Raw genomic sequence first — 25,288 nt, forward strand, 5'->3', positions numbered from 1 at the left:
GAACGTGGTGGCTGACCGCGGTCTGGCACTGGGCTATCTGGCGACCGTCAACACGAGCGGCGTGGATGCGATCGCCATCGGTTCGGAATCGCAGGCGAACAGCGACAGCTCGATCGCCATCGGCCGCCAGAGCATCGCCGACGGCAAGTTGAGCGCCGCACTCGGTAACGAGACCACGGTTTCCGGCGACGGTTCGTTCTCGCTCGGTAACAAGAACTCGGTGACGGCGGCGAACACGTTCGTTCTCGGCAACAACGTCACGAAAACGACCGGCACGAACACGGTCGTTCTCGGCTCCGGCAGCGACGGCTCGCAAAGCAACGTGATCTCGGTCGGCGCGAAGGGCTCCGAGCGCAAGATCGTGAACGTGGCATCGGGCACGGATGACACCGACGCGGTGAACGTCAAGCAGTTGAACGACAAGGTTGCGTCGATCGGAGGTGGCGGATCGGGCCTCGTTACGCAGGATGCGGGTTCGAAGAACATCCTCGTGGCCAGTGCGCTCGACGGCGCAAAGGTTGACTTCAAGGGCACGGCGGGTGAGCGTGAGCTGATCAACGTAGCGAAGGGCACGGGCACGAACTCGGCGGCGACGGTTGGTCAGTTGCAGCCGGTGGTCGCGGCTCTCGGCGGCGGCGCGAGCGTGAATCCGGATGGTTCGATCACGGGCCCGTCGTACACGGTTCAGGGCCAGACGAAGGGCGATGTCGGTTCGGCAATCACTTCGCTGGATACCGGTCTTACCGACGTGAAGAACCAGATCAACGGTGCAGGCCTGGGTCTGGTCTCGCAGGATGCGACCTCGCGTGAAATCACCATCGGTGCCAAGACGGACGGTACGGTGATCAACGCGGCGAACCAGGACGGCGTTGCTCGCACCATCAAGGGCGTGGCAGCCGGCGAACTGAGCGCTTCGAGCTTCGACGCGGTCAACGGTTCGCAGCTTCACTCGGTTGGTAGCGGCCTGGCAACGGCGATCGGTGGCGGTGCGGCACTCAACCCGGATGGCTCGATCACGCAGCCGACGTTCGTCGTCGGCGGCACGTCGGTGCACAACGTGGGTGATGCAGTATCGAACATCGATGGTCGCGTGACGTCGAACACGAACGAGATCGCGAAGATCAACCAGACGATCATCAACGGCGGCGCCGGCGGTGGTGGTGCTGCGGTCGCGAACGCAGTGAAGTACGACTCGGACGCGCACGACAAGGTCACGTTCGGCAAGGAAGGCACGACGGCCTCGCTGACCAACCTGACGGACGCGAAGCTTGCGTCGGATAGCACCGACGCAGTGACGGGCAAGCAGTTGTTTGCGACGAACGCCAAGATCGACGATCTGGGCACCGCGATCAAGAACGTCAGCACGACCGGCAGTTCGGTGATTTCCGTTGGCCCGGTCGATGGCGGCGGTGTCGGGCCGGCGGCATCGGCCACTGGCTCGGGTTCGCTCGCGCTCGGCGGCGGTTCCAGCGCCGGCGGCACGGGCTCGATCGCAATCGGCAACGGCTCCAACGCCGGCGGTAACGGCGCGGTCGCAGTCGGCAAGGATTCGGGAGCCGGCGGCACGGACTCGCTCGCACTCGGAAACGGCGCGCAAGCTCCGGCTGACAACTCGGTCGCACTCGGTGCGCACTCCGTTGCTGATCAACCGAACACGATCTCGGTCGGTTCGGAAGGCAACGAGCGTCGCGTGACGAACGTCGCCCCCGGCATCGCCGGTACGGACGCAGTCAACGTAAACCAGTTGAAGTCGGGACTGGGTGAAGTGTCGCGCAATGCCTACAGCGGCGTTGCGGCAGCCACCGCGCTGACGATGATTCCGGACGTCGACGCCAACAAGACGTTGTCGGTCGGTGTCGGCTACGGCACGTACAAGGGCTATTCGGCAGCGGCGCTCGGCGGCACGGCGCGTATCACGCAGAACATCAAGGTCCGCGTGGGTGCGGGCTGGAGTTCTTCGGGCACGACGGTCGGCGCGGGCGCTGCATACCAGTGGTAAGCCGGTAGTCACGAGCCAGTCGGCGGCGCGCTTCAGTGCGCTGCTTCTGGCGGCCGGTCCGGCCTAAAGAACGATTCGCGAGAGTCGCCCTTGACGGACGGATCGGCATCTACGGTCACGTTTCAAGACAAAAGCGGGCTCTTCTTCGGAAGAGCCCGCTTTTTTTTTGTGCACCGCGTTCCGTTATACGACGTTCATCCAGTTCGCGCTTCACGGCGCGCAGCGGCGCACTCGGACGTCCCTTGTCCGGCGTCGAATCGAGTCGCCTGCGTCACATCCCGGCTTCACATCCGCACGCCAGACGAGCCGGCCGCGGCATCACGCTCCCGGCGACGCCTCGCGGCAGTCGAAGGCACCGACCGGCGCGCCTCGTCGCTCAAGCTCCGCATCCCCACGCCAGGCGAGCCTGCCGCGGCATCACGCTCCCGGCGACGCGTCGCGGCAGTCGGAGGGCAAGGAACCGGCGCGCCACGTCGCTCAAGCTCCGCATCCCCACGCCAGACGAGCCTGCTGCGGCATTACGCCCCGGCGACGCGTCGCGGCAGTCGAAGGAACGGACCGGCGAGCCTCGTCGCTCAAGCCCCCACGCGGCGCCGCTCCAGCACGTCCTTTGCTTCCGCCAGTTTCTCCGCCAGCTGCGGCCCGCGCGCCAGCGCCACGCCGACAGCAAGAATGTCGCCGATCGCCAGATGCGATACGCGCGAGGTCATCGGCGAGAAGATGTCGGTGTCCTCGTCGACGTTCGCGAAGAGGCCCACGCTCGCCATGCGCGCGAGCGGCGAATTGCCGTGCGTGATCGCGATTACCCGCGCGCCGCCGTCGAGCGCCGATTTGCACGCGTCGAGAATGTCCTTCGTGCGCCCGGTGTTCGAGATCGCGACGACGACGTCGCCCGCGCCGAGCAGCGCCGCCGACGTCGTGTACGTGTGCGGATCGGAATAGGCCACCGACGGCACGCCGAGCCGGAAGAACTTGTGCTGCACGTCGAGCGCGGCGATGCCCGAGCCTCCGGCGCCGTAGAACTCGATGCGCCGTGCACCGGCAAGAAGCGCAATCGCCGCCGCGACGCTGTCCGACGACAGGCTATTGCGCACCTGAATCAGCGCGCCGATCGTCCGGTCGAGCACTTTCGCGGCGACGCCCGACGCCGGTTCGTCCGTGCGCACGTCGCGATACACGGTGGGCACGTCTCCTGCGACGCTCTGCGCGAGCCGAATCTTGAACTCCCGGAAACCCGAGAAGCCGAGCGCGCGGCAGAACCGGGCGATGGTCGGCTGGCTCACGCCCGCGCGCGCGGCGAAGTCGGTCATGGCGAGATCGAGGACTTCGCGCGGCGCTTCGAGAACGTAGTCCGCGAGCTTGCGCTCGGACGGCCGCAATTGTTCGCGCATCGCTTCGACTTGGGACAGCAACATCGGGAATCTCGCCTATGCTGGAAATTGCGTGGACTATAGCCGATGATCGGACATGTACAAATACTACATAATTAGGCCGAATGCAGATCAGGGATTTCCCTGATACGTATATGCCATAAGCGACTCGGACATAAGTGTCCGCTTAACGAATTGGGTAAAAATCGCGTTGCGATCGTGTAGTTTTTCTACTAACATCGGTAACTCGGCACGGAGACACATCGAACACCAACTGCCGAATCCCCGCGACATTCAACCCAAGCCCTCGACGGCGCATTCAACTGAGACGAGGCGAAGGAGTTTCGATGGTTTCCCCGCATCCGCAATTGAAGAAGGTCACCGACCGCGTGATCGAACGCAGCAAGCCGACGCGCTCGGCCTACCTGGCGCGCATCGACCAGGCGCACGGCCAGTTCCCGGCGCGTGGCGCGCTCTCGTGCGCGAATCTCGCGCACGGTTTCGCCGGTCTCGAGGGCCAGGAAAAATTTGCGATCAAGTCGGTGCGCGAGCCGAACATCGGAATCGTGTCGTCGTACAACGAGATGCTCTCCGCGCATGCGCCGTACAGGAATTTCCCCGACATCATCAAGCAGGCGGCCCGCGAAAGCGGCGGGGTCGCGCAATTCGCGGGCGGCGTGCCGGCGATGTGCGACGGCATCACGCAGGGCAATGCGGGCATGGAACTGTCGCTGTTCTCGCGCGAGGTGATCGCGATGAGCACGGCGGTCGCGCTCACGCACAACATGTTCGACGCGGCGCTGTGCCTCGGCATCTGCGACAAGATCGTGCCGGGACTTTTGATAGGTGCGTTGCAGTTCGGCCATCTGCCGACCATTTTCGTGCCGGCCGGCCCGATGACGAGCGGCCTCACCAACGACGACAAGGCGAAGGTCCGCCAGCAGTTCGCCACCGGCCAGTGCGACCGCGGCGCGCTGCTCGAGGCGGAATCGGCGGCGTATCACAGCCACGGCACCTGCACGTTCTACGGCACGGCGAACAGCAACCAGATGCTAATGGAGGTCATGGGCCTGCATCTGCCGAGCTCGGCCTTCGTCCACCCGCACACGCCGCTGCGCGACGCGCTGACCGGCGAGGCCGCGAAGCGCGTGCTGGAGCTGACCGTCGAGCGCGGCAACTACACGCCGGTCGGCCATGTGGTCGATGAAAAGGCGATCGTGAACGGCATCGTCGCGTTGCTCGCGACGGGCGGCTCGACGAATCACACGCTGCATCTGGTCGCGATCGCGCGGGCGGCGGGCATCGTGATCGACTGGAACGACTTCGACGAGCTCTCGCAGGTCGTGCCGCTTCTCGCCAAGATCTATCCGAACGGCAAGGCCGACGTGAACCATTTCCATGCGGCGGGCGGCGTGGCGTTCCTGGTGCGCAACCTGCTGGAAGCCGGGCTGTTGCACGAAGACGTGAAAACCGTCGCGGGTCCGGGGCTTTCGCACTACACGCAGGAGCCCAAGCTCATCGACGGCAAGCTGCAATGGGTGCCGGGCACCGAGGCTAGCCACGACACGAAGGTGCTGCGCGGCATCGAGGAGCCGTTCGCGCCGGACGGCGGCCTGCGCCTGATGCAGGGCAAGCTCGGACGCGGCGTGATCAAGATTTCCGCCGTGGCGCCGGAGCATCGCGTGGTGAAGGCGCCGGCCATCGTGTTCAATTCGCAGGAAGAAGTGCAGGAAGCATTCGACAAGGGCGAGCTCAAGCGCGATTTCGTCGCCGTGGTGCGGTTCCAGGGCGCGCGGGCGAACGGCATGCCGGAATTGCATCGATTGACGCCGCTTCTCGGTGTGTTGCAGGATCAGGGCTTCCATGTGGCGCTCGTCACCGACGGCCGGATGTCGGGCGCGTCGGGCAAGGTGCCCGCGGTGATCCACGTGTCGCCGGAAGCGCTGCTGCACGGACCGCTCGGCAAGGTGCGCACGGGCGACATGATCGTCATCGACGCGCAGGCGGGCGTCCTCGACATCGAGATCGATTCGAAGCAGTGGGCGGCGCGCGTCGTCGAGGCGCCGCTCAACCAGGCAGAAAACGAAGCGGGCTTCGGCCGCGAGCTGTTCGGCGTGTTCCGCAGCGCGGCATTGCCGGCGGAGCAGGGCGCGTCGGTGTTCGGCGCGATGATCGGCGAGGCGAACGGAGCGCACGCTTCGCACGCCCCTCATCACCCGCATGCGACGCACGCGTCGCATGCCACGCACTGAGCGCCAGGGCATATTCGCAACGTGCAGGACCTGAGAGACAATTCGCGGACAAAAAAACCACGCGCCGCACAAAACAGGAGTCGCATCACATGAAAACGGTAAGCGAAATCGTGCGTCTGGGCCCGGTGATTCCGGTGCTGGCCTTCGATTCGGCCGAACAGGGCGAGCACGTGTCGCGCGCATTGCACGCGGGCGGCGTCAAGGTGCTCGAAATCACGCTGCGCACGGCAGCGGGCCTCGAAGCGATCGAGCGTGCGAGCCGTCTCGCGGACGACATCGTCGTCGGCGTCGGCACGATCACGAAGCCCGAGCATTGCGCGCAGGCGAAGAAGGCGGGCGCGCAGTTCGGCGTTTCGCCGGGACTCACGCGGGACATGCACAAGGCCGCGCAGGACGCGGGGCTGCCGCTGCTGCCCGGCGTGATGACGCCGAGCGACATCATCCAGGCGCTCGAGCTCGGCTACGAGATCGTCAAGTTCTTCCCGGCGCAGCAGGCCGGCGGCATTCCGATGCTGCAGGCGTTCCACGGCCCGTTCCCGACGCTCAAGTTCTGCCCGACGGGCGGCATCACGGCCGAAACCGCGTCGACTTTCCTTGCGCAGCCGAACGTGGTGTGCGTCGGCGGATCGTGGCTGACGCCGAAGGCGGCGCTTGCCGCGCAAAACTGGGAGGAAGTCACGCGGCTCGCCCGCGCGGCGAGCGAACTGGCCGCTCACGCCTGATCGCCCCCGACCGGCGCGGCAGCGTTCGGCACATGCAAAAGCCTCTGCGACCTCGAGTCACGGAGGCTTTTTTCATATTTATGGAAGCGTGCTCTCTCGACGCTCGCTGCCAGCAAGTAAAATCCGCAATCCTCGGCGCCGCGTGTACGCTTGCCGGACGCCGCTGTAGGCAGTAACGCAGCGACGGCAAACGCACCCGTAGCGATAAACGTCAACAAAACAAAGGAGGCGCTTCATGGAGCCCGTCCACGGCAGCATGCTGCTCGTCTACGCGGTCATTGCGATCGCAGTGCTGATCCTGATGATCACGCGCTACAAGGTCTACCCGTTCCTCGTTCTGCTCATCGTGTCGCTGCTGCTGGGTCTTGCCGTCGGCATGCCGATGGACAAGATCGTCAAGGCGTTCGAAACCGGCAACGGCAATACGCTCGGCCACATTGCGGTGGTGGTCGGCCTCGGCACGATGCTCGGCAAGATGATGGCCGAATCGGGCGGTGCGGAGCGGATTGCGAATACGCTCATCCACCTCTTCGGCGAAAAGAACATTCACTGGGCGATGATGTTCGTCGCGATCATCGTCGGCCTGCCGGTGTTCTTCGAAGTCGGCTTCGTGCTGCTGATTCCGATCGCGTTCAACGTCGCGAAGCGCACCGGCAAGTCGCTGCTCCTGATCGGCCTGCCAATGGTTGCGGGTCTGTCGGTCGTGCACGGCCTGATTCCGCCGCACCCTGCCGCGCTCCTCGCCGTGCAGGCGTATCACGCGGATATCGGCAAGACGATCGCCTATGGTCTGATCGTCGGTGTGCCGACGGCCGTCGTCGCCGGCCCGCTGTTCGCGCTGCTGATTCACAAGTACATCAAGCTGCCGGAGAACAATCCGCTCGCCGAACAGTTCGTGGAGTCCCACACGGAAGGCCAGCGCCGCGACCTGCCGGGCTTCGGCGTGACGCTCTTCACGATCCTGCTGCCCGTGATCCTGATGCTCGTCGGCAGCTGGGCGGATCTCGTGTTCACGCCGAAGACGTTGCCGAACGACCTGCTGCGCTTCATCGGCTCGTCGGATATCGCGCTCCTGATCGCCGTGCTCGTCAGCTTCTGGACGTTCGGCGCGGCGCGCGGCTTCAATCGCGAGCAGATCCAGAAGTTCTGCGGCGAATGTCTCGCGCCGATCGCGGGGATCACGCTGATCGTGGGCGCGGGCGGCGGTTTCGGGAACATTCTGCGCGAAAGCGGCATTTCGCAGCAGATCGTGGCGTCGGCGTCGCAGGCGCATCTGTCGCCGCTCCTGCTCGGCTGGTTCGTGGCCGCGCTGATCCGTCTGGCAACGGGCTCCGCGACGGTCGCGATGACCACCGCGTGCGGCATCGTCGCGCCGATCGCGGCTGCCGCGGGCGGCAACGTGAGCCCCGAATTGCTGGTGCTCGCAACGGGTTCCGGCTCGCTCATCTTCTCGCACGTGAACGATGGCGGCTTCTGGCTGATCAAAGAGTATTTCGGGATGACGGTGGGCCAGACGTTCAAGACCTGGTCGCTGTGCGAGACGATCATCTCGGTATTGGGTTTGGGACTGACTTTCGCGCTCGCGACGGTCGTGTAGGCAACAAGCTTGCGTGGGACGAGAGTAAGCGCTAAAGCGCTAACTCGGGCCGACAGCTTTGCATGGGACGAGAGTAGGCGCTAAAGCGCCAACTCTCGTCGACAGGAGACTTCGATGATACTGATCGCGATGGGTGTTTCGGGCTGCGGCAAGTCGCTGATTGGCGAAATGCTGGCAGAGCGCCTGAAATGCGCCTTCACCGACGGCGACGCGTTTCACAGCGCCGCCAACAAGGAAAAGATGCACAAGGGCATCCCGCTGACGGACGACGACCGATGGCCGTGGCTGCGCACGATCCGCGCGGCGATCGAGGAAAAGCAGGGCGCGAAGGAGACGGCGGTGTTCACGTGCTCGTCGCTCAAGCGCTCGTACCGCGACATCCTGCGGGCCGGCGACCGCGACGTGACGTTCGTGTTTCTGCACGGCACGCAGGAATTGCTGCAGAAGCGCCTGAGCGAGCGCAAGGGCCATTTCTTCGATCCGTCGCTGCTGCAGAGCCAGCTCGACACGCTCGAGCCGCCCGGTGCGGACGAGGCGATCGAGGCGGATATCGCGATGACGCCCGATCAGATCGTCGAGAAAGTGCTGAAAGAGGTAAAGGAGCGCTGATCCGCACAGCGCGGCCAGCCAGACAAAATGGGCGTCCCGCGGGACGCCCATTTTCTTGCTCCATGCCGCAAGCGCGTTACCTGATCCGCTTCGCCAGTTCGACCGCCTTGCCCACGTACGACGCCGGCGTCATGTCGAGCAGCAGCTTTTTCGCGTCGGCGGGAATGGCGAGGCCGTTGATGAACGCCTGCAGGCCCTCGCGCGTGATGCCCTTGCCGCGCGTCAGTTCCTTCAGCTGTTCATACGGATTCTCGATGCCGTAGCGGCGCATCACCGTCTGCACCGGCTCGGCCAGCACTTCCCACGTGTTGTCGAGGTCTTCGTTCAGCCGCGCCGCGTTCACTTCGAGCTTGTCGAGCCCGCGAATCAGCGAATCGTAGGACAGCAGCGAATACCCGAGCGCCACGCCGATATTGCGCAGCACCGTCGAATCGGTCAGGTCGCGCTGCCAGCGCGAGACGGGCAGCTTGTCGGAGAGGTGGCGCAGGGTCGCGTTCGCGAGGCCCAGATTGCCTTCAGAATTTTCGAAGTCGATCGGATTGACCTTGTGCGGCATGGTCGACGAACCGATTTCCCCCGCTTTCGTCTTCTGCTTGAAATAGCCGACGGAGATGTAGCCCCACACGTCGCGGTCGAGGTCGAGCAGGATCGTGTTGGCCCGCGCGATGGCGTCGAAAAGCTCGGCCATGTAGTCGTGCGGCTCGATCTGGATCGTGTACGGATTGAACGTGAGCTTGAGCCGCTGTTCGACGACTTCCTTCGAAAACGCTTCCCAGTCGAACTCCGGATACGCCGACAGGTGCGCGTTGTAGTTGCCGACCGCACCGTTCATCTTGCCGAGGAGCGGCACGGCGGCGATGCGCTCGATCGCGCGCGAAAGGCGCGCCGCGACGTTCGCGATTTCCTTGCCGAGCGTCGTCGGGCTGGCGGGCTGGCCGTGGGTGCGCGAGAGCATCGGCTGCGCGGCGTGTTCGTGCGCGAGCCTGACGAGCCGTTCGTGCACCGAGCGCAGCGCGGGCAGGATCACATGCTCGCGGGCGCCGGCGAGCATCAGCCCGTGCGACGTGTTGTTGATGTCCTCCGACGTGCACGCGAAATGGATGAATTCGCTCGCGCGCTCCAGTTCCGGCTGGCCCTTCACCGATTCCTTCAGCCAGTATTCGACCGCCTTCACGTCGTGATTCGTCACGCGCTCGATATCCTTGATGCGCGCGGCATCGTGCGCCGTGAAGCGCTCGACGAGCTGCAGCAGGAATTGCTCGGAGGCGTCGGAGAAACGCGGGACTTCGGCGAAACCGGCGCGCGAGAGCGCGATCAGCCAGTGGATTTCGACCATCACGCGATGTCGCATGAAGGCGGCTTCGGAGAGCCAGTCGCGCAGGGCTTCGGTCTTGGCGGCGTAACGGCCGTCGAGCGGCGACAGCGCGGTGAGCGCGAAGAGGGTATCGGGACGGGTATCGGACATGGTGGCAGCCGCGGCTTCGAGACGGGGAGAACCGGGGATTTTACCATCGGACGGAGCCGAAACCGGCGCGGGGCTGCTCCGGTGTGCCGACATTCTCCCGGCAGCCTTGGTGACGCCCGCCGCCAGCGCGCCCAGGTGCGGGCGGCCCTTCCCTGTGCGCCGCTGTGCCGCCCGCGGCATGCGCGTCCGCAATCGGGCGGTATCCGGCGTTGCTTTCCTTGCTGGTGAGCGGTCCCGCTCAGCCCGTGCGCAGCGCCAGATCGAGCGCCTGAAGCTGCGCCGGCGTGCCGACGTTCTCCCAGCGGCCTTCGTACAGCTCGCCGCTCGCGCGCCCCGCCGCGATCGTCTCGCGGTAATAGGGCGTGAGCGCGCGCCGCGTGCCGGGCGCGAGATCGCGGAACATGCGCGTGTCGTAGAGCCCGATGTTGCCGAACGTGTAGCGCGGCATGCCGTCGAGCGACAGGCGGCCGTCGTTCAGCGCGAAGTCGCCGGCGGGGTGAAAGCGCGGGTTCGGCACCATCACGAGGTGCATGCCGGGCCGGTCTGCCGCGGCGAGGGCGGCGGCATGCGCGGCGAGCGCGGCGTAGTCGAAGTCGCAGAACACGTCGCCGCTCACCGCTGCGAACACCTGCGGTTCGCCGCGTTCTTCCAGCAGCGGCAGCGCCTGCGCGATGCCGCCCGCGGTTTCCAGCGCCTCGGCTTCCGCCGAGAAGCGCAATTGCACGCCCCAGCGCGAGCCGTCGCCGAGCGCCGCTTCGATCCGGTCGCCGAGCCAGGCGTGATTGATCACGATGATCTCGACGCCCGCCGCGGCCAGCCGCTCGATCTGCCAGACGATCAGCGGCTTGCCTCCGGCTTCGAGAAGCGGTTTCGGGCAGGTATCGGTGAGCGGACGCATGCGCTCGCCGCGTCCGGCGGCGAAGATCATCGCCTTTCTGAGAGATGCGCTCATTCAGGCGCGCTCAGAACGTGTAGCCGACGTCGGCCGCGCGGCCTTCGAGCGTATCGAGCAGGCGGGCGAAGGGCCGCAGCGGCCTGTAGCGTTCCGCCACCTTGCGCGCATAGCCGATGAAGCGCGGCAGGTCGGCGAGATATTGCGGCTTGCCGTCGCGGTAATAAATGCGCGAGAAGAGCCCCAGCACCTTGATGTGGCGCTGCAGGCCGATCCATTCGAGCTGCCGGTAGAACTCGCCGAAGTCCGCGTCGGCGGGCAGCCCCGCCTTGCGGGCGCGCTCCCAGTAATACGCGATGCAGTCGAGCTGGAACTCCTCGTCCCAGCTCATGAACGCGTCGCGCAAAAGCGACGCCAGGTCGTACGTGATCGGGCCGTATACCGCGTCCTGGAAGTCGAGCACGCCGGGATTGGGCTCGCACACCATCAGGTTGCGCGGCATGAAATCGCGCAGCATGAAGGTTTGCGGCTGGGCGAGCGCGCTTTGCACGAGGACGGCGAAGGTATCGTCGAGCACCTTGCGCTCGGCGCCGGTCAGCGTATGCGACAGATGCCGCCCGACGAACCACTCCGGCATCAGTTCCATTTCGCGGCGCAGGAACGCTTCGTCGAAGGGCGGCAGCACGCCCTCGCGCGAGGCGAGCTGGAAGCGGATCAGCGCGTCGATCGCGGCGCGCATCAGCTCCCGCGCGTTCTTCTCGTCGAGCACGGAAAGATACGACGTCGTGCCGAGATCGGTCACGAGCATGAAGCCGGCGTCGAAATCGGTTTCGAGAACCGTCGGCACGTGCACGCCCGCCTCGGCGAGCAGGCCCGCGACCTGCACGAACTCGCGGCACTTCTCGGGCGGCGGCGCATCGACCGCGATCAGGGTCTTGCCGAACGCAGCGGCGCTTCCCAGCCGGAAATAGCGGCGGAAACTGGCGTCGGTCGAAGCGGGGGCGAGTGTCGGAAGGTCCAGCCGATAGCGCGCGGTGTGCGCTTCGAGCCAGGCGTAAAGCTGTGTAAGGCGGGCGTCGGAGGGAATGTGCGTCATAAATTCGAGAGGCAAAACATCTTGCCATATAATACCCCACGACTTTTTTACGCGATCCATTTTCACCCGGCGCGAAGCCCCGACGACCGCCCGCCTCAATATTCGATCGAGTGTCATCTTTCGTTCGCAGCCGGAGTGTCAGATTCGACTGCGCAGCACGGGCGCGCACCCGGGCGCGATTTGCATGCAACTCAGCGTCCGTGACGCGTAACGGGAGCGAACGGGATCGAACGGGATCGAACCGCCACCCATACATGCCGCCACGACAGTTTCCAATACCGATTACCAAGCGTCATGCTCTGCCACGTAGACGGCGGCTCGTCGCGGCGCTCCTGGCGGCGCCGGGCATCTTGCCCGCGCTCTCGCACGCCCAGCTCGTCGGCGCGGCCGCGGAGCCGCAGCCGCTGGACGGCCCCGGCAACCTGCGGCTTGCGCCCCAGCTCGAGGAGCGGCCGCTGCGTTCCGGCGAACAGCCTGCCACCTTCCTGCTGGGCGACAAGGCGACCGGCACCACCGACGAGGACATGGCCGCGAAGGGCGCGGCGGAAGTGCGGCGCAACGTGTCGGTGATCAAGTCGGATGCACTGCACTACGACCAGGACACTGACATGGCCGACGCGTACGGCAATGTCAGGATCATCGGCAACGGCAACACGTTCGCCGGCCCGGAAGCGCACCTGAAGATCGAAGCCAACGAAGGCTTCATGACGAACCCGAAGTACCGCTTCAATCTGACGGGCGGATCGGGAAGCGCCGAGCGCGTCGACCTCATCGACAACGAGCAGGCGCGCGTCGACCACGGCACCTACACGGCGTGCCAGTGCGAGACCGATCCGGCGTGGTACATCAAGGGCACGTCGTTCGACTTCGACACCGGCGCGCAGGAGGGCATCGCGCACAACGGCGTGCTGTTCTTCCAGGGCGTGCCGGTGTTCGCGAGCCCGTGGCTGTCGTTTCCGCTCACGAGCGACCGGCGCAGCGGCCTGTTGCCGCCGACGTTCTCGCTCAGCTCGACGACGGGTTTCGAAGCGACGATCCCGTATTACTTCAACATCGCGCCGAACCGCGACCTGACCCTGACGCCGCGCCTCATGACGCGCCGCGGCGTGCAGATGGCGGGGACATACCGTTATCTGTCGCCCACGTATTCGGGCACGATCACGGGTGAATTCCTGCCGAACGACCGGCAGACGCACACGAACCGGTACGCGATCTATCTGCAGCACCAGCAGAACCTCGGCAACGGGTTCGGTGCATACGTCAATTACAACAAGGTTTCCGACGATCAGTATCCGGAAGACCTGGGGAGCGCGTCGAACCAGTTCGTGAACGGCACGCAGCTCCTGTACCAGCAGGAAGCGGGGCTGACGTACAACAACGGGCCGTGGACCGTGCTCGCGCGCGAGCAGCGCTGGCAGACGCTGCAGCCGTCCGTTCCGCCGTACGCGCGAGAGCCGCAGTTGAACGTGCAGTACAACAAGTACAACGTCGGCGGCTTCGACTACGGCGCGGAAGCGGACTACACGCGCTTCACGATCACCCAGACAGGCGCGACCGACGGCCAGCGCGCCGTCTTCAATCCGTACCTGAGCTACGGGGTCAACGGGCCGGGCTACTTCGTCACGCCGAAGGTGCAGTGGCACTTCGCGTCGTACGACCTGTCGCATATCCAGACAGGGCTGGCGCCGGGCCAGCCGGGCTTCCTGCCGGCGAACGAGCCGAAGAACTTCACCGAATCGATCCCGACGATCTCGTTCGACACCGGTCTCGTGTTCGACCGCTCGGTGCGGCTCTTCGGGCGCGACTACATCCAGACGCTGGAGCCGCGCCTCTATTACGTCTACACGCCGTATCACAATCAGGACTTCGCGCCGATCTTCGATACCGCCGAAGCCGACTTCGGCCTCGCGGAGATCTATACGCCGAACACGTTCGTCGGCAATGACCGCATCGCGGATGCGAACCGCCTGACAGCCGGCCTCACGACGCGTTTCATCAACCCGGCGACGGGCGACGAGCGCGCGCGCTTCGTGATCGCGCAGCAGTATTACTTCCAGAGCCAGCGCGTCACGATCACGCCGGGCACGTCGCCCGACCAGGCCAAGCACTCGGACCTGATCGCGGGCGCGGCAATCAAGCTGGGCGCGGGTTTCGCCTCGGAAACCGCGTTCCAATATAATGCCGACAACAACCAGCTCGTGCGATCGAGCATCGGTTTCTCGTTCAGCCCCGCCGACCGCAAGGTGATCAACGTCGGCTACCGCTACACGCGTTCCAACCAGACCACGCTGTCGGACGAGCCGATCAACCAGATCCTGTTCTCGGCGCAGTGGCCGCTCACGCGTCGCCTGTACGGGGTGGGCCGCGTGAACTACGATCTCGCGAGCCATCGTCTCGTCGACGGTCTGCTCGGGTTCCAGTACGATGCCGACTGCTGGCAGCTCGGGTTAGGCATGCAGCGCTATGCGAACGGCGTCACGAGCACCGGCCAGTCGTCCGCGGGCACGCGCGTGCTCGCGCAATTGACGTTCAAGGGCCTGTCGAACGTCGACAACGGCCTCGTGGCCGCGTTCCGCTCGAGCGTTCAGGGCTACCAGACGCCGCCGCCTCCGGCGCCGCCGCTCTCCCGTTTCAGCAACTACGAATGAGGGCGGCCGACGGCGATGCGAACGGGCGGCAGCAGGTGAAAAGCGGGTCGCACCAATCGCAGGACAGGCAGCACACGCGCGGGTTTTTGCCCGCATTTGATGGAGTATCTGTGGCAGACATGAACATGTTTCGATCGATAACGCTGGCAGCGGGCGCATTCGCCGCAGCGCTTTTTCTCAGTTCGCCGGCCGGTGCCCAGGCCTTGTCGAAGGGCAATGTGCAACTTGCCGACTCGGTCGTGGCGGTCGTCAATAACGACGTGATTACGCAGCGCGAACTCGAGGACCGCACGGGCCTCATCACGCGCCGGCTGCAGCAGCAGAACGCGCCGGTGCCGCCTGCCGCGCAGTTGCAGCGGCAGGTGCTCGACCAGATGGTGCTCGAACGCATTCAGTTGCAGAAGGCGAAGGAAGACAACATCACCGTCGACGACGCCACGGTCAAGCGCACGCTCGAGCGCCTCGCGCAGCAGAACCAGATGACGCTCGACGTTTACCGCGCGCGCATCGAGGCGCAGGGCGTGCCCTGGTCGACGTTCACCCGCGACGCGCGCACGGAACTCACGCTCTCGAAGCTGCGCGAGAAGGAAGTGGACAGCAAGGTCCTGGTATCGGATGCGGAAGTGGCGAACTATGTCGCGAGCCAGCGCGGGCCGAACGCCAGCCAGACGAGCGACCTGCGCCTGCAGCACATCATGTTCAAGGTGCCGCCGGACGCGCCGCAGGCCGACATCGACGCGAATCAGGCCAAGGCCGAAGCCGTGCTGAAGCAGGCCCAGGCGGGCGACGACTTTACGAAGCTCGCCCAGGCGAACTCGCAGGATACCGACGCCGCGAAAGGCGGCGATCTCGGCTTTCGCACGCAAAGCTCGCTGCCTGCCGGCATCGTGACCTCGGTGTCGACGCTGCGCCCGGGCCAGGTCGTGCCGCAACTGATCCGCACCACGGGCGGCTTCGAGGTCATCAAGCTGGTCGAGCGGCGCTCGGGGCAGGGCACCGCGGCCGACGCGCCGAAGCTCGTGCAGACTCATGTGCGGCACATCCTGCTGCGCGTGTCGGACGGCATGTCGGAGTCGGCGGCGCGGCAGAAGCTTCTCGACATCAAGCGCGAAGTGCTCGCCGGCGGTGATTTCGCGAACTTCGCGCGCACCTATTCGCAAGACGGCTCGGCGTCGCAGGGCGGCGATCTCGGCTGGATCAGCCCGGGCGAGACGGTGCCCGAGTTCGAGCGCACGATGAACAACCTGAAGGACGGCGACGTCAGCGATCCGGTGCGAAGCGAGTACGGCTATCACCTGATCCAGGTGCTCGGACGCCGCGAAGCCGAAGGCTCGGCCACGGAGCAGCTCAACATCGCGCGTCAGGCGATCGGCCAGCGCAAGGCGGAGCAGGCATATTCCGACTGGCTGCGCGAACTGCGCGACACCGCCTACGTGCAATACAAGGGCGTCGCCGGCCAGCAGGAGCAGTAACGATGAACGCGGCCTCCGACGCCCCCGCACTCTCGATCGCGATCACCACCGGCGAGCCCGCCGGCGTGGGTCCCGAATTGACGGCGGCGGCGCTTCGCGAGGCGGCGGCCCGCTGGCCGTCGGCGCGTTTCACCGTGCTCGGCGACCGCGATCTGTTGCAGGAACGCGCGGGTTCGGCCGGCGCGCTTTCAGCCACGTTCCCCGCCGCGCAGGTCGAGATCGAGCATCACGCGCTCGCCGTGCCCTCGCGGCCGGGCAAGCTCGACGCCGCCAACGGCCGCTACGTCCTCGGACTGCTCGACGCGGCGATCGACGGCGCGCTCGCGGGCCGTTTCGACGCCATCGTCACGGCGCCGCTGCAAAAAAGCACGATCAACGACGCCGGCGTGCCGTTCACCGGCCATACCGAATATCTCGCCGAGCGCACGAACACGCCGCGCGTCGTGATGATGCTGGCGGGCACGGGTCCCCGGCCGCTGCGTGTCGCGCTCGCGACCACGCATCTGCCGCTCAAGTGCGTGTCGGCGGCGCTGACGGTCGAGGGCATCGTCGAGACGCTGCAGATCATCGACCACGACCTGCGCGCGCATTTCGGCCTGCCGGCGCCGCGCATCCTCGTGACGGGGCTCAATCCGCATGCGGGCGAGAACGGCTATCTGGGGCGCGAGGAAATCGACGTGATCGCGCCCGCGCTCGAACGCGCCCGCTCGCTCGGCATCGACGCGCCCGGCCCCTATCCCGCCGACACGCTGTTCCAGCCGCGCTATCTGAAAGACGCCGATTGCGTGCTCGCGATGTTCCACGACCAGGGCCTGCCGGTGCTCAAGTTCGCGACCTTCGGCGAAGGCATCAACGTGACGCTCGGCCTGCCGATCATCCGCACGTCGGTCGATCACGGTACGGCGCTGGATCTCGCGGGCACGGGCCGCGCCGACGCTGGCAGCCTGATCGCGGCCATCGATACCGCCGTTTCGATGGCCCGCCACCGGCGCGCCGGATGACGGCCGCGCGCGCCTATCTTCATTCACGCAGTCCGGAGCGGTCTTTTCGATGTCCACCAAGCACCAGGGCCATTTCGCGCGCAAGCGCTTCGGGCAGAACTTCCTCGTCGATCAGGGCGTGATCGATTCGATCGTCGATACGATCGCGCCCCGGCGCGGCGAGCGCATGGTCGAGATCGGGCCGGGTCTCGCCGCGCTCACCGAGCCGCTGATCGAACGGCTCGCGACGCCTGAGTCGCCCCTGCACGCGGTCGAACTCGACCGCGACCTGATCGCGCGGCTCGAAAAGCGCTTCGGCGACCTGCTCGTGCTGCATTCCGGCGATGCGCTCGCCTTCGACTTCGGCTCGCTCGCGCTGGAAGGCGAGAAGCCGTCGCTTCGGATCGTCGGGAATCTGCCCTACAACATATCGAGTCCGCTGCTGTTTCACCTGACGGCATTCGCGTCGAAGGTCGTCGATCAGCATTTCATGCTGCAGGACGAAGTGGTCGAGCGGATGATCGCCGAGCCGGGCGGCAAGGATTTCGGGCGGCTCACCGTGATGCTTCAGTACCGGTATGTGATCGATAAGCTGATCGACGTGCCGCCGGAGTCGTTTCAGCCGCCGCCCAAGGTGAACTCGGCCATCGTGCGGATGATTCCGTACGCGCCGCACGAGTTGCCGGAAGTCGATGAACGGGTGCTCGGCGAAGTCGTGCAGGCGGCGTTCTCGCAGCGGCGCAAGATGATGCGCAACACCCTCGCGGGCTATCGGGACAGGGTCGACTTCGATGCGCTCGGCTTCGACCTTGCGCGGCGTGCCGAGGAAGTACCGGTTTCCGAATACGTGAAGCTCGCGCAGGTGGTCAGCGCGAATGCCGGCTAAGCGCTCTAGCGGCGCGCCGGCTTGTTCACGAGCATGATGCCCGCCAGCACCATCGCGGCGGCCGTCATGAAGCGCAGCGTGAAATGCTCGCCCAGCAGCAGCACGCCGAAGGTCACGCCGAAGATCGGCGTCAGGAAGGAAAACACGGACAGTCGCGACGCCATGTAGCGCGTCAGCAGCCAGAACCACGTCAGATAGCTGATGAACGCGATGACCACCGCCTGATACGCGAGGCTCGCGAGCGCAAGCGGCGTCACGGTGCTGACATGCGCCTCGCCGAGTCCGAACGAGAGCGCGAGCAGCAGCACCGCCGATACCGCCAGCTGATAGAAAAGCGTCTTGCTCGCGCTCGCCTGCGCGAGCGAGGTCGCGCGCACGAGGACGGTCGTCGCGGCCCACAGCAGGCCGCCCAGGACGCCGAGCGCATCGCCCGCGAGGCCGTGCAGCGTCGACGCGCTGTTCGGATTGCCGTGCAGGAAGCCGTCTGCGAACGCGAGCGCGATGCCGCAGAACGCGAGGCCGATGCCGAGCCATTGCACGCGGCGCATCTTCTCGCCCGCGACGAACCAGTGCAGCCCGAGCGCCGTGAAGCACGGCGCGGTGTAGAGGAAGACGGCCATGCGCGAGGCCGTCGTGAGTGTGAGGCCGAAGAAGATGCAGACGAACTCGCCGCCGAACAGAATCCCGGCGAGCACGCCCGCGCCGAGCGTGCCGTCGCTGCGGAAAAGCGCCGTGCCGCGCGAGCGCGACCAGAGCCAGACGAGGAACGTCGCGATCAGCGAACGGATGCCCGCCTGGAGCATCGGCGGGAACGAGGCGTTGGCTTCCTTGATTGCGACCTGCTGGAAGCCCCAGGCCGCGCACAGCACGACCATGACGATGACCGCGGTTGCGTCGGGGGCGCGGCGCAGGGACAGGGGCGAGGCGGGGGCGGAGGTGCTCATCGGCGGGTCTGGGCGGCTCGGGCGGAAGATTGCGTTCGCGACGAGCCGCCCGGCTCATGCACTATTTTGGAGCGTCGATTTTGCCACCGATTCGCCCGCTGTGCGCATGCCAGGGTCAGGCGCAGGGTCGTGCGCCGAATCACGACCCCGACCGGCGAGCCGGTGCCCTTCAGGCGTGTCGTTCGATCAGCTCGACCTTGTAGCCGTCCGGATCTTCGACGAACGCGATCACCGTCGTGCCGCCTTTCACCGGGCCTGCTTCGCGCGTGACCTTGCCGCCCGCATTGCGAATGCGGTCGCAGGCGTCGGCGGCGCTGTCGACTTCGAGCGCGATGTGGCCGTAAGCGGTGCCGAGGTCGTACTTGTCGACGCCCCAGTTATAGGTCAGTTCGAGCACGCTGTTCGAGGTCTCGTCGCCGTAACCGACGAATGCCAGCGTGTACTTGTACTCGGTGTTCTCGCTCTGGCGCAGCACTTTCATGCCGAGAATGCGCGTGTAGAAATCGATGGAACGCTGCAAGTCGCCGACGCGCAGCATCGTATGAAGAAGTCGCATGATGGGGATCCTGTGGGGTGGACTCGATGGCTCGATGAGACTTGAATGAGCGCGGCCGCCGCGAAGTGTCTTCTGCACTCGCGCGCGATCCGCGTTGCGAGCGAAATTGTACCGCCCTGCGCAAATGCCCGCAGGCGCGGCCCGCGGCAGCTGTACGCGCTGTAAGGCGCGGCTACAGCGCGGGCAGCATTTCGGGCGGATGGTGCTTGAGCGTATGCCGCGCTTCCCGGAACTCGGGAAAGATCGATTCGACCGTTTCCCAGAAGCGTGGGCTGTGGTTCATCTCGCGCAGATGCGCAAGCTCATGCGCGACGACGTAGTCGATGATCGAAAGCGGGAAGTGAATCAGCCGCCAGTTCAGGCGGATCTTGCCGTCGCTCGAGCAGCTGCCCCAGCGAGTCGCCGCCGACGAGAGCGCATACGCGCGAAATTCCACGCCAAGCCTTTCCGCATACACGACGAGCCGGTCGCCGAAAATCCGCTTCGCCTCGGTTTGCAGCCAGCCCTGCACGCGGTCCTTGATCTGCTGAGGGTCCGCGAGCGCGGGCAGCGCGAGCGAGAGGACGCTGCTCTCGGCATCGAAGTAGAGCGCGCTGCGGGTCGAGCCGAGCGACACGCTGATCGTCTTGCCGAGATACGGAAACTGCGCGCCGTCCTTCCAGTCGATTCGCGGCAGAGCGCGCTGCTCGACGCGGGTCTGCCATTCGGTGAGCTTCCTGAAGATCCACTTCTGCTTTTCCGCGATCGCGCTTTCGATGTCGGTCAGCGTGACCCAGCGCGGCGCGGTGATCGCGAGCCCGGTACCGTCGATCGTGAAACCGATCGTGCGGCGCGACGAGCGCTTGAGACGATATTCGAGCGTCTGCTGTCCGAGCACGAACCGGCGCAGGCGCGTGCCGTCCGGTGCATGCAGCGGCGGCGCGGCGGGGTCGGCGGAAGTGATGTCGCCGAGCAGCGGCGCGGGTGTGGCGGAAGGATTCATGGACGACGGCGCGAGAGACGCGGGCGCGGCGAAAGCCGGCGCGTCCGCGAACGGCAGATCGAGTTGCAGGTTGTCGAGCGCGACAGCGGGACGCTGCCGCGATGGGGGCTTCTGCATCGGCTCAGCTTTGCGCTCGCGGCGCAGGAATGACGAGAAGAACGAAAAAGGCAATGCGCGGCTCGGGTTCTTTGCGGTCGATTCAGCGGCCGGCGGACACGTGTTGCGCGCCCGGCGATGCCGCATTGGTCGAACTGTAAGCCCCCGGATCGATACGACGCATTTCCGTCTCGATCCAGTCCTCTACGCGCTGGTTGACTTCTTCCGGCGTGAGGCCCGCTGTGTCGATCGGCTTGCCGATCGACACCGTGACTATACCCGCATATTTGAGAAAGGAATTGCGCGGCCAGACGTGCCCCGCGTTGTGCGCGATCGGCACGACGGGCGCACCGGTCGCGACCGCGAAACGCGCGCCGCCAGTCTTGTACTTGCCGTGGCTGCCCACGCGCGTGCGCGTGCCCTCGGGAAACATGATGACCCACGCGCCTTCGTCCATGCGGGCGCGTCCCTGCCGCGTCACCGAGGCGAATGCGTCCTTGCCCTGCTTGCGGTCGATGTGAACCATCTTGAGCAGCCCGAGCGCCCAGCCGAAGAACGGCACATAGAGCAGCTCGCGCTTGAATACATAGCAGAGCGGGCGCGGCATCAGCGCGGGAAACGCGAGCGTCTCCCAGGCGGACTGGTGCTTCGACAGCAGCACGGCGGGGCCGTCGGGCAGATTCTCGTAGCCCTCGATCCTGTAGCGGATGCCGGTCAAGAGGCGCAGCGCGACGATCGCCGACTTGCACCAGCCCGCCGCCATCCAGTAGCGCCTGTCGGCGCGCAGGAACGGAAACGCGATGAAACAGGCGGTCGCGTACGGCACCGTGTACACGATGAAGAACAGCATCAGCAGCAGCGAGCGAATGAAGCGCATTGGCGTGACGAAACGTGGTGGGGGCCGGCGAGCGCGTCAGTCGTGTGCTTCGGCGAGGAAGTCGAGCGCGAAGGTGCGCAGGTCCTTGTGAACCTTCGTGCCCGGCGGCAGGTCGCCTGCTGCGAGCGTCTTCTCGCCCTTGCCGGTGAGCACGAGATGCACCGGGAAGCCGAGCGTGGCGCCTGCCTGCAGGTCGCGCAGCGAATCGCCGACGACCGGCGTGTCTTCCGGATCGATCTCGAAGCGGTCGATGATCTGCTGCAGCATGCCCGGCTTCGGCTTCCTGCAGTCGCACTGGTCCTCGGCGGTATGCGGGCAGAAGAAGATCGCGTCGATCCGGCCGCCGACCGTCGCCGCCGCGCGGTTCATCTTCTGATGCATCGCGTTGAGCGCCGCCATGTCGAAGAGGCCGCGCCCGATGCCCGACTGGTTCGACGCGATCGCCACGTGCCAGCCCGCCTGATTCAGCCGCGCGATGGCTTCCAGGCTGCCGGGAATCGCGACCCATTCGTCGGGTGACTTGATGAACGCGTCGGAGTCGACGTTGATCACGCCGTCGCGATCGAGGATGACCAGTTTTCGGTTGATGTTCATGTGCGTGCGCCGCGCGTCAGGCCGCGAGTTTCGAGATGTCGGCGACGCAATTCATCTGCTGATGCAGCGCGCCGAGAAGCGCGAGGCGGTTGCGTCGCAGCGCCGGGTCTTCCGCGTTCACCATCACGTCGTTGAAGAAGGTATCGACCGCGTCGCGCAGCGCCGCGAGCGCCGACAGCGCTTCCGTGTAATTGCGCTCGGCAAGCTGGCTCTGCACGCGCGGCGCGACCTGTTCGAGCTGCGCGTAGAGCGCCTGTTCGGCCGCTTCGCCGAGCAGCGCGGGCTGCACCGCCGCCGCGAGCTCCTCGGACGACTTCTTCAGGATATTCGAGATGCGCTTGTTGGCCGCCGCGAGCGATGCCGCTTCCGGCAGCGCCGCGAATTCGCGCACGGCGTCGAGACGCGCGACGATGTCGTCGAGGCGCGTGGGGTTCAGGCTCAGCACGGCCTCGATTTCGCTCGCGTTGAAGCCGCGCTCGCGCAGCACGCCGCGCAGGCGATCGATGAAGAACGCATAGATCGCATCCGTGGATTCCGCTACTTGCGGCATGCCCGCGAACTGCTTTTGCGCCGCGCGCAGCAGGTCGAGCAGATCGATCGCGAGACGCTTTTCCAGCAGAATGCGCAGCACGCCGAGCGCATGGCGGCGCAGCGCGAACGGGTCCTTCTCACCGGTCGGCTGCAAGCCGATGCCCCAGATGCCGACGATCGTCTCCAGCTTGTCCGCGAGCGCGACCGCGCAGCCGACACCCGTCGACGGCGTCTCGTCGCCCGAGAAGCGCGGCTGGTAATGCTCCGAGCAGGCGAGGGCGACTTCTTCCGGCTCGCCGTCGTGGCGCGCGTAGTACGTGCCCATCGTGCCCTGCAATTCGGGGAACTCGCCGACCATGTCGGTGAGCAGGTCCGCCTTCGCGAGCAGCGCGGCGCGGCGGGTCAGCGCGACGTCGACGCCGACCATCGGCGCGATCTCGCCCGCGAGCGCCTCGACGCGCTTGACGCGCTCGAGCTGCGAGCCGAGCTTGTTGTGATAGACGACGTTCGCGAGCAGCGGCACACGATCCGCAAGCCGCTTCTTCTTGTCCTGCTCGAAGAAGAACTTCGCGTCGGCAAGACGCGGGCGCACCACGCGCTCATTGCCTTCGACAATCTCGCTCGGTGTCTTCGTATCGATGTTCGACACGATCAGAAAGCGCGAGCGCAGCTTGCCGTGCTCGTCGGTGAGCGCGAAATACTTCTGGTTGGTCTGCATCGTGAGGATCAGGCACTCCTGCGGCACCTGCAGGAACTCCTCGCCGAAATGGCACTGATACACGACCGGCCATTCGACGAGCGCGTTCACTTCGTCGAGCAGCGCTTCGGGCATCACGACGCGATCGTCACGCGCGAACGCCTGCAGTTGCGTGCGGATCGACTCCTTGCGGTCCTCGAAGCTCGCGACCACGTGCGCCTTCGACATCAGCGTGTCAGCGTAGCTGTCGGCATTCGCGATCTGCACGAAACCGTGCGACATGAAGCGGTGGCCGATGGTCGTGTCGCCGGAATCGATGCCGAGCGCCGTGACCGGCACGACCTCGCGGCCATGCATCGCGACGAGGCGCTGCACCGGACGCACGAACTGCACGTTGGTGCCGTCCGGGCGCTGATACGTCATGACCTTCGGGATCGGCAGCCTGGCGAGGGTTTCGTCGAGCGCCGACTGCAAGCCGTCGGCGAGCGTCGCGCCCGGCGCGGCATAGCGCAGGAAGAAGGCTTCGGCCTTGCCGTCCTGCGCGCGTTCGAGCTCGGCGAGCGGGAAGTCGGGAAAGCCGAGCGCGGCGAGTTTTTTTGCGAGCGGGGCGGTGGGCTGGCCGTCCTTGTCGAGCGCGACGGAAACCGGCAGCACTTTTTCGCGCACCTGCTTTTCCGGCGCGACCGCGCGCACGTTCCTGACGAGCACGGCCAGGCGGCGCGGCGTCGCGTATTTTTCGAAGCTCGGAGCGCCTTCGATCAGATCGCGTGCGGCGAGGCGCTCGACGATGCCTTCGGCGAACGACGTGCCGAGGCGCGCGAGCGCTTTCGGCGGCAGTTCTTCGGTCAGCAGTTCGACGAGAAGGGAGGCTTGGTTGGATTGCGTCATTGTTCTGTCGTGTCTCGTCAAACCTGGTCGATGTTGCGCTCGACCTTCAGCGGCGGCGCCCAGGCGGGCATCGCGGCGTCGTGTTCGTCGGTGGTGAGGCCGGGGGCCGGATGCACGGGATTGCCAAGCATCGGGAAGCCGAGCGCTTCGCGCGAGTCGTAGTACGCCTGTGCGACGAGGCGCGAGAGCGCGCGAATCCGGCCGATATAGGCCGCGCGTTCCGTCACCGAGATGGCGCCGCGCGCGTCGAGCAGGTTAAACGTGTGGCCGGCCTTCAGCACGAGTTCGTAGGCGGGCAGCGCGAGCTTCGCGTCGATCATCTTCTTCGCTTCCGTCTCGTAGCTGTTGAAGAAGTTGAACAGCAGATCGACGTTCGCGAACTCGAAGTTATAGGTGGACTGCTCGACTTCGTTCTGGTGGTACACGTCGCCGTAGGTGAGGCGGCGCGTTTCCTTGCCGTTCGGGCCGTCTTCTTCCCATTCCGTCCAGACGAGGTCGTAGACATTCTCGACCTTCTGCAGGTACATCGCGAGGCGTTCCAGCCCGTAGGTGATTTCGCCGAGCACCGGCCGGCAGTCGATGCCGCCCACCTGCTGAAAGTAGGTGAACTGCGTCACTTCCATGCCGTTCAGCCACACTTCCCAGCCGAGGCCCCACGCGCCGAGCGTCGGATTCTCCCAGTCGTCCTCGACGAAACGCACGTCGTTCTGCTTCAGATCGAAGCCGAGCGCTTCGAGCGAGCCGAGATAGAGATCGAGGATGTTTTCCGGCGCCGGCTTCAGCACGACCTGATACTGGTAATAGTGCTGGAGGCGGTTGGGGTTCTCGCCGTAGCGGCCGTCCTTGGGGCGGCGCGACGGCTGCACGTAGGCGGCCCGCCACGGCTCCGGGCCGATCGCGCGCAGGAACGTGTGAACGTGCGAGGTGCCCGCGCCGACTTCCATGTCGATCGGCTGGAGAAGCGCGCAACCCTTGTTGTCCCAATAGGATTGCAGCGTCAGGATGATTTGCTGAAAAGTGAGCATGATTGCCTTTGAGGCGGACCGGTTGCGGTTCCCGCCGCGATGACGCGGCGCCGCGGTTCGGTCAAAGTGCTAAAACCTTGAATTTTAGCGGGAATGAGGGTCTTGTGCGA

Annotated in this window: 20 protein-coding genes; 9 read left to right on the forward strand and 11 right to left on the reverse strand. The window is 65.7% G+C overall.

From position 1 onward, the window contains the following. A partial coding sequence (locus BG61_RS39350; RefSeq protein ID WP_174479738.1) for a YadA family autotransporter adhesin occupies positions 1-1,999 on the forward strand: 1,999 nt, incomplete at its 5' end. A 575-nt stretch (positions 2,000-2,574) separates the two neighbouring features. On the opposite strand, the gene BG61_RS22370 is transcribed toward BG61_RS39350, so the two are convergent. Then, complete coding sequence (locus tag BG61_RS22370) at positions 2,575-3,414, reverse strand: MurR/RpiR family transcriptional regulator (protein ID WP_035927668.1); 840 nt, start codon at positions 3,412-3,414, stop codon at positions 2,575-2,577. A 302-nt stretch (positions 3,415-3,716) separates the two neighbouring features. On the opposite strand from BG61_RS22370, the gene edd reads away from it, so the two are divergent. The 4 genes from edd to BG61_RS22390 all read left to right on the forward strand — a co-directional run bounded on the left by edd (position 3,717) and on the right by BG61_RS22390 (position 8,549). Further along, positions 3,717-5,621 (forward strand): phosphogluconate dehydratase, encoded by a 1,905-nt coding sequence (gene edd / locus BG61_RS22375; RefSeq protein WP_035927671.1) that lies wholly within the window; start codon positions 3,717-3,719, stop codon positions 5,619-5,621. Positions 5,622-5,710: 89 nt separating this feature from the next. Next, a complete protein-coding gene (gene eda, locus BG61_RS22380; protein ID WP_035927672.1) occupies positions 5,711-6,343 on the forward strand; it encodes a bifunctional 4-hydroxy-2-oxoglutarate aldolase/2-dehydro-3-deoxy-phosphogluconate aldolase in 633 nt (210 codons plus the stop codon). A gap of 235 nt (positions 6,344-6,578) precedes the next feature. Continuing rightward, on the forward strand, positions 6,579-7,940 hold the full coding sequence (locus BG61_RS22385; RefSeq protein WP_035927675.1) for a GntP family permease: 1,362 nt from the start codon (positions 6,579-6,581) through the stop codon (positions 7,938-7,940). Positions 7,941-8,054: 114 nt separating this feature from the next. Beyond that, the gene (locus BG61_RS22390; protein WP_035927677.1) at positions 8,055-8,549 is read left to right on the forward strand and encodes a gluconokinase; all 495 of its coding nucleotides are present in this window, start codon (positions 8,055-8,057) and stop codon (positions 8,547-8,549) included. Between the two features lie 76 nt (positions 8,550-8,625). Here BG61_RS22390 and purB read toward each other — a convergent pair whose 3' ends face one another. From purB to BG61_RS22405, 3 genes are all read right to left on the reverse strand, one after another. Continuing rightward, on the reverse strand, positions 8,626-10,014 hold the full coding sequence (gene purB / locus BG61_RS22395) for an adenylosuccinate lyase (protein WP_035927678.1): 1,389 nt from the start codon (positions 10,012-10,014) through the stop codon (positions 8,626-8,628). A 238-nt stretch (positions 10,015-10,252) separates the two neighbouring features. Then, positions 10,253-10,966, reverse strand: a complete 714-nt coding sequence (gene murU, locus BG61_RS22400) for an N-acetylmuramate alpha-1-phosphate uridylyltransferase MurU (RefSeq protein WP_075584205.1) — start codon at positions 10,964-10,966, stop codon at positions 10,253-10,255. A 10-nt stretch (positions 10,967-10,976) separates the two neighbouring features. Continuing rightward, positions 10,977-12,002, reverse strand: coding sequence for an aminoglycoside phosphotransferase family protein (locus tag BG61_RS22405; protein ID WP_035927682.1), 1,026 nt, complete (start codon positions 12,000-12,002; stop codon positions 10,977-10,979). Between the two features lie 254 nt (positions 12,003-12,256). On the opposite strand from BG61_RS22405, the gene BG61_RS22410 reads away from it, so the two are divergent. The 4 genes from BG61_RS22410 to rsmA all read left to right on the forward strand — a co-directional run bounded on the left by BG61_RS22410 (position 12,257) and on the right by rsmA (position 17,988). Beyond that, entirely contained in the window at positions 12,257-14,650 is a 2,394-nt protein-coding gene (locus tag BG61_RS22410; RefSeq protein WP_035927685.1) for an LPS-assembly protein LptD, read from the forward strand. Positions 14,651-14,775: 125 nt separating this feature from the next. Then, the gene (locus BG61_RS22415; protein WP_129572061.1) at positions 14,776-16,122 is read left to right on the forward strand and encodes a peptidylprolyl isomerase; all 1,347 of its coding nucleotides are present in this window, start codon (positions 14,776-14,778) and stop codon (positions 16,120-16,122) included. A gap of 2 nt (positions 16,123-16,124) precedes the next feature. After that, on the forward strand, positions 16,125-17,123 hold the full coding sequence (gene pdxA / locus BG61_RS22420; protein ID WP_035927686.1) for a 4-hydroxythreonine-4-phosphate dehydrogenase PdxA: 999 nt from the start codon (positions 16,125-16,127) through the stop codon (positions 17,121-17,123). A 49-nt stretch (positions 17,124-17,172) separates the two neighbouring features. Continuing rightward, positions 17,173-17,988: a 16S rRNA (adenine(1518)-N(6)/adenine(1519)-N(6))-dimethyltransferase RsmA gene (rsmA, locus tag BG61_RS22425; protein WP_035927689.1), complete on the forward strand. Its 816-nt coding sequence runs from the start codon at positions 17,173-17,175 to the stop codon at positions 17,986-17,988. A gap of 5 nt (positions 17,989-17,993) precedes the next feature. Here the strand turns inward: rsmA and BG61_RS22430 are convergent, their stop codons facing one another. From BG61_RS22430 to glyQ, 7 genes are all read right to left on the reverse strand, one after another. Continuing rightward, on the reverse strand, positions 17,994-18,932 hold the full coding sequence (locus tag BG61_RS22430; RefSeq protein WP_035927693.1) for a DMT family transporter: 939 nt from the start codon (positions 18,930-18,932) through the stop codon (positions 17,994-17,996). A gap of 169 nt (positions 18,933-19,101) precedes the next feature. Then, positions 19,102-19,488 carry a lactoylglutathione lyase gene (gloA, locus tag BG61_RS22435; RefSeq protein ID WP_035927696.1) on the reverse strand — a complete coding sequence of 129 codons (387 nt, stop codon included), beginning with the start codon at positions 19,486-19,488 and terminating at the stop codon, positions 19,102-19,104. Positions 19,489-19,660: 172 nt separating this feature from the next. Further along, complete coding sequence (locus BG61_RS22440) at positions 19,661-20,587, reverse strand: M48 family metallopeptidase (protein WP_035927997.1); 927 nt, start codon at positions 20,585-20,587, stop codon at positions 19,661-19,663. A gap of 82 nt (positions 20,588-20,669) precedes the next feature. Next, positions 20,670-21,443 (reverse strand): lysophospholipid acyltransferase family protein, encoded by a 774-nt coding sequence (locus tag BG61_RS22445; RefSeq protein ID WP_035927698.1) that lies wholly within the window; start codon positions 21,441-21,443, stop codon positions 20,670-20,672. 36 nt (positions 21,444-21,479) lie between these two features. Beyond that, a complete protein-coding gene (gmhB, locus tag BG61_RS22450; RefSeq protein ID WP_035927699.1) occupies positions 21,480-22,037 on the reverse strand; it encodes a D-glycero-beta-D-manno-heptose 1,7-bisphosphate 7-phosphatase in 558 nt (185 codons plus the stop codon). A 16-nt stretch (positions 22,038-22,053) separates the two neighbouring features. Beyond that, entirely contained in the window at positions 22,054-24,153 is a 2,100-nt protein-coding gene (gene glyS / locus BG61_RS22455) for a glycine--tRNA ligase subunit beta (protein ID WP_035927702.1), read from the reverse strand. A 17-nt stretch (positions 24,154-24,170) separates the two neighbouring features. Further along, entirely contained in the window at positions 24,171-25,178 is a 1,008-nt protein-coding gene (gene glyQ / locus BG61_RS22460) for a glycine--tRNA ligase subunit alpha (protein ID WP_075584206.1), read from the reverse strand. Positions 25,179-25,288: the final 110 nt, after the last annotated feature.

Source organism: Caballeronia glathei (assembly GCF_000698595.1).
Taxonomy (GTDB): domain Bacteria; phylum Pseudomonadota; class Gammaproteobacteria; order Burkholderiales; family Burkholderiaceae; genus Caballeronia; species Caballeronia glathei.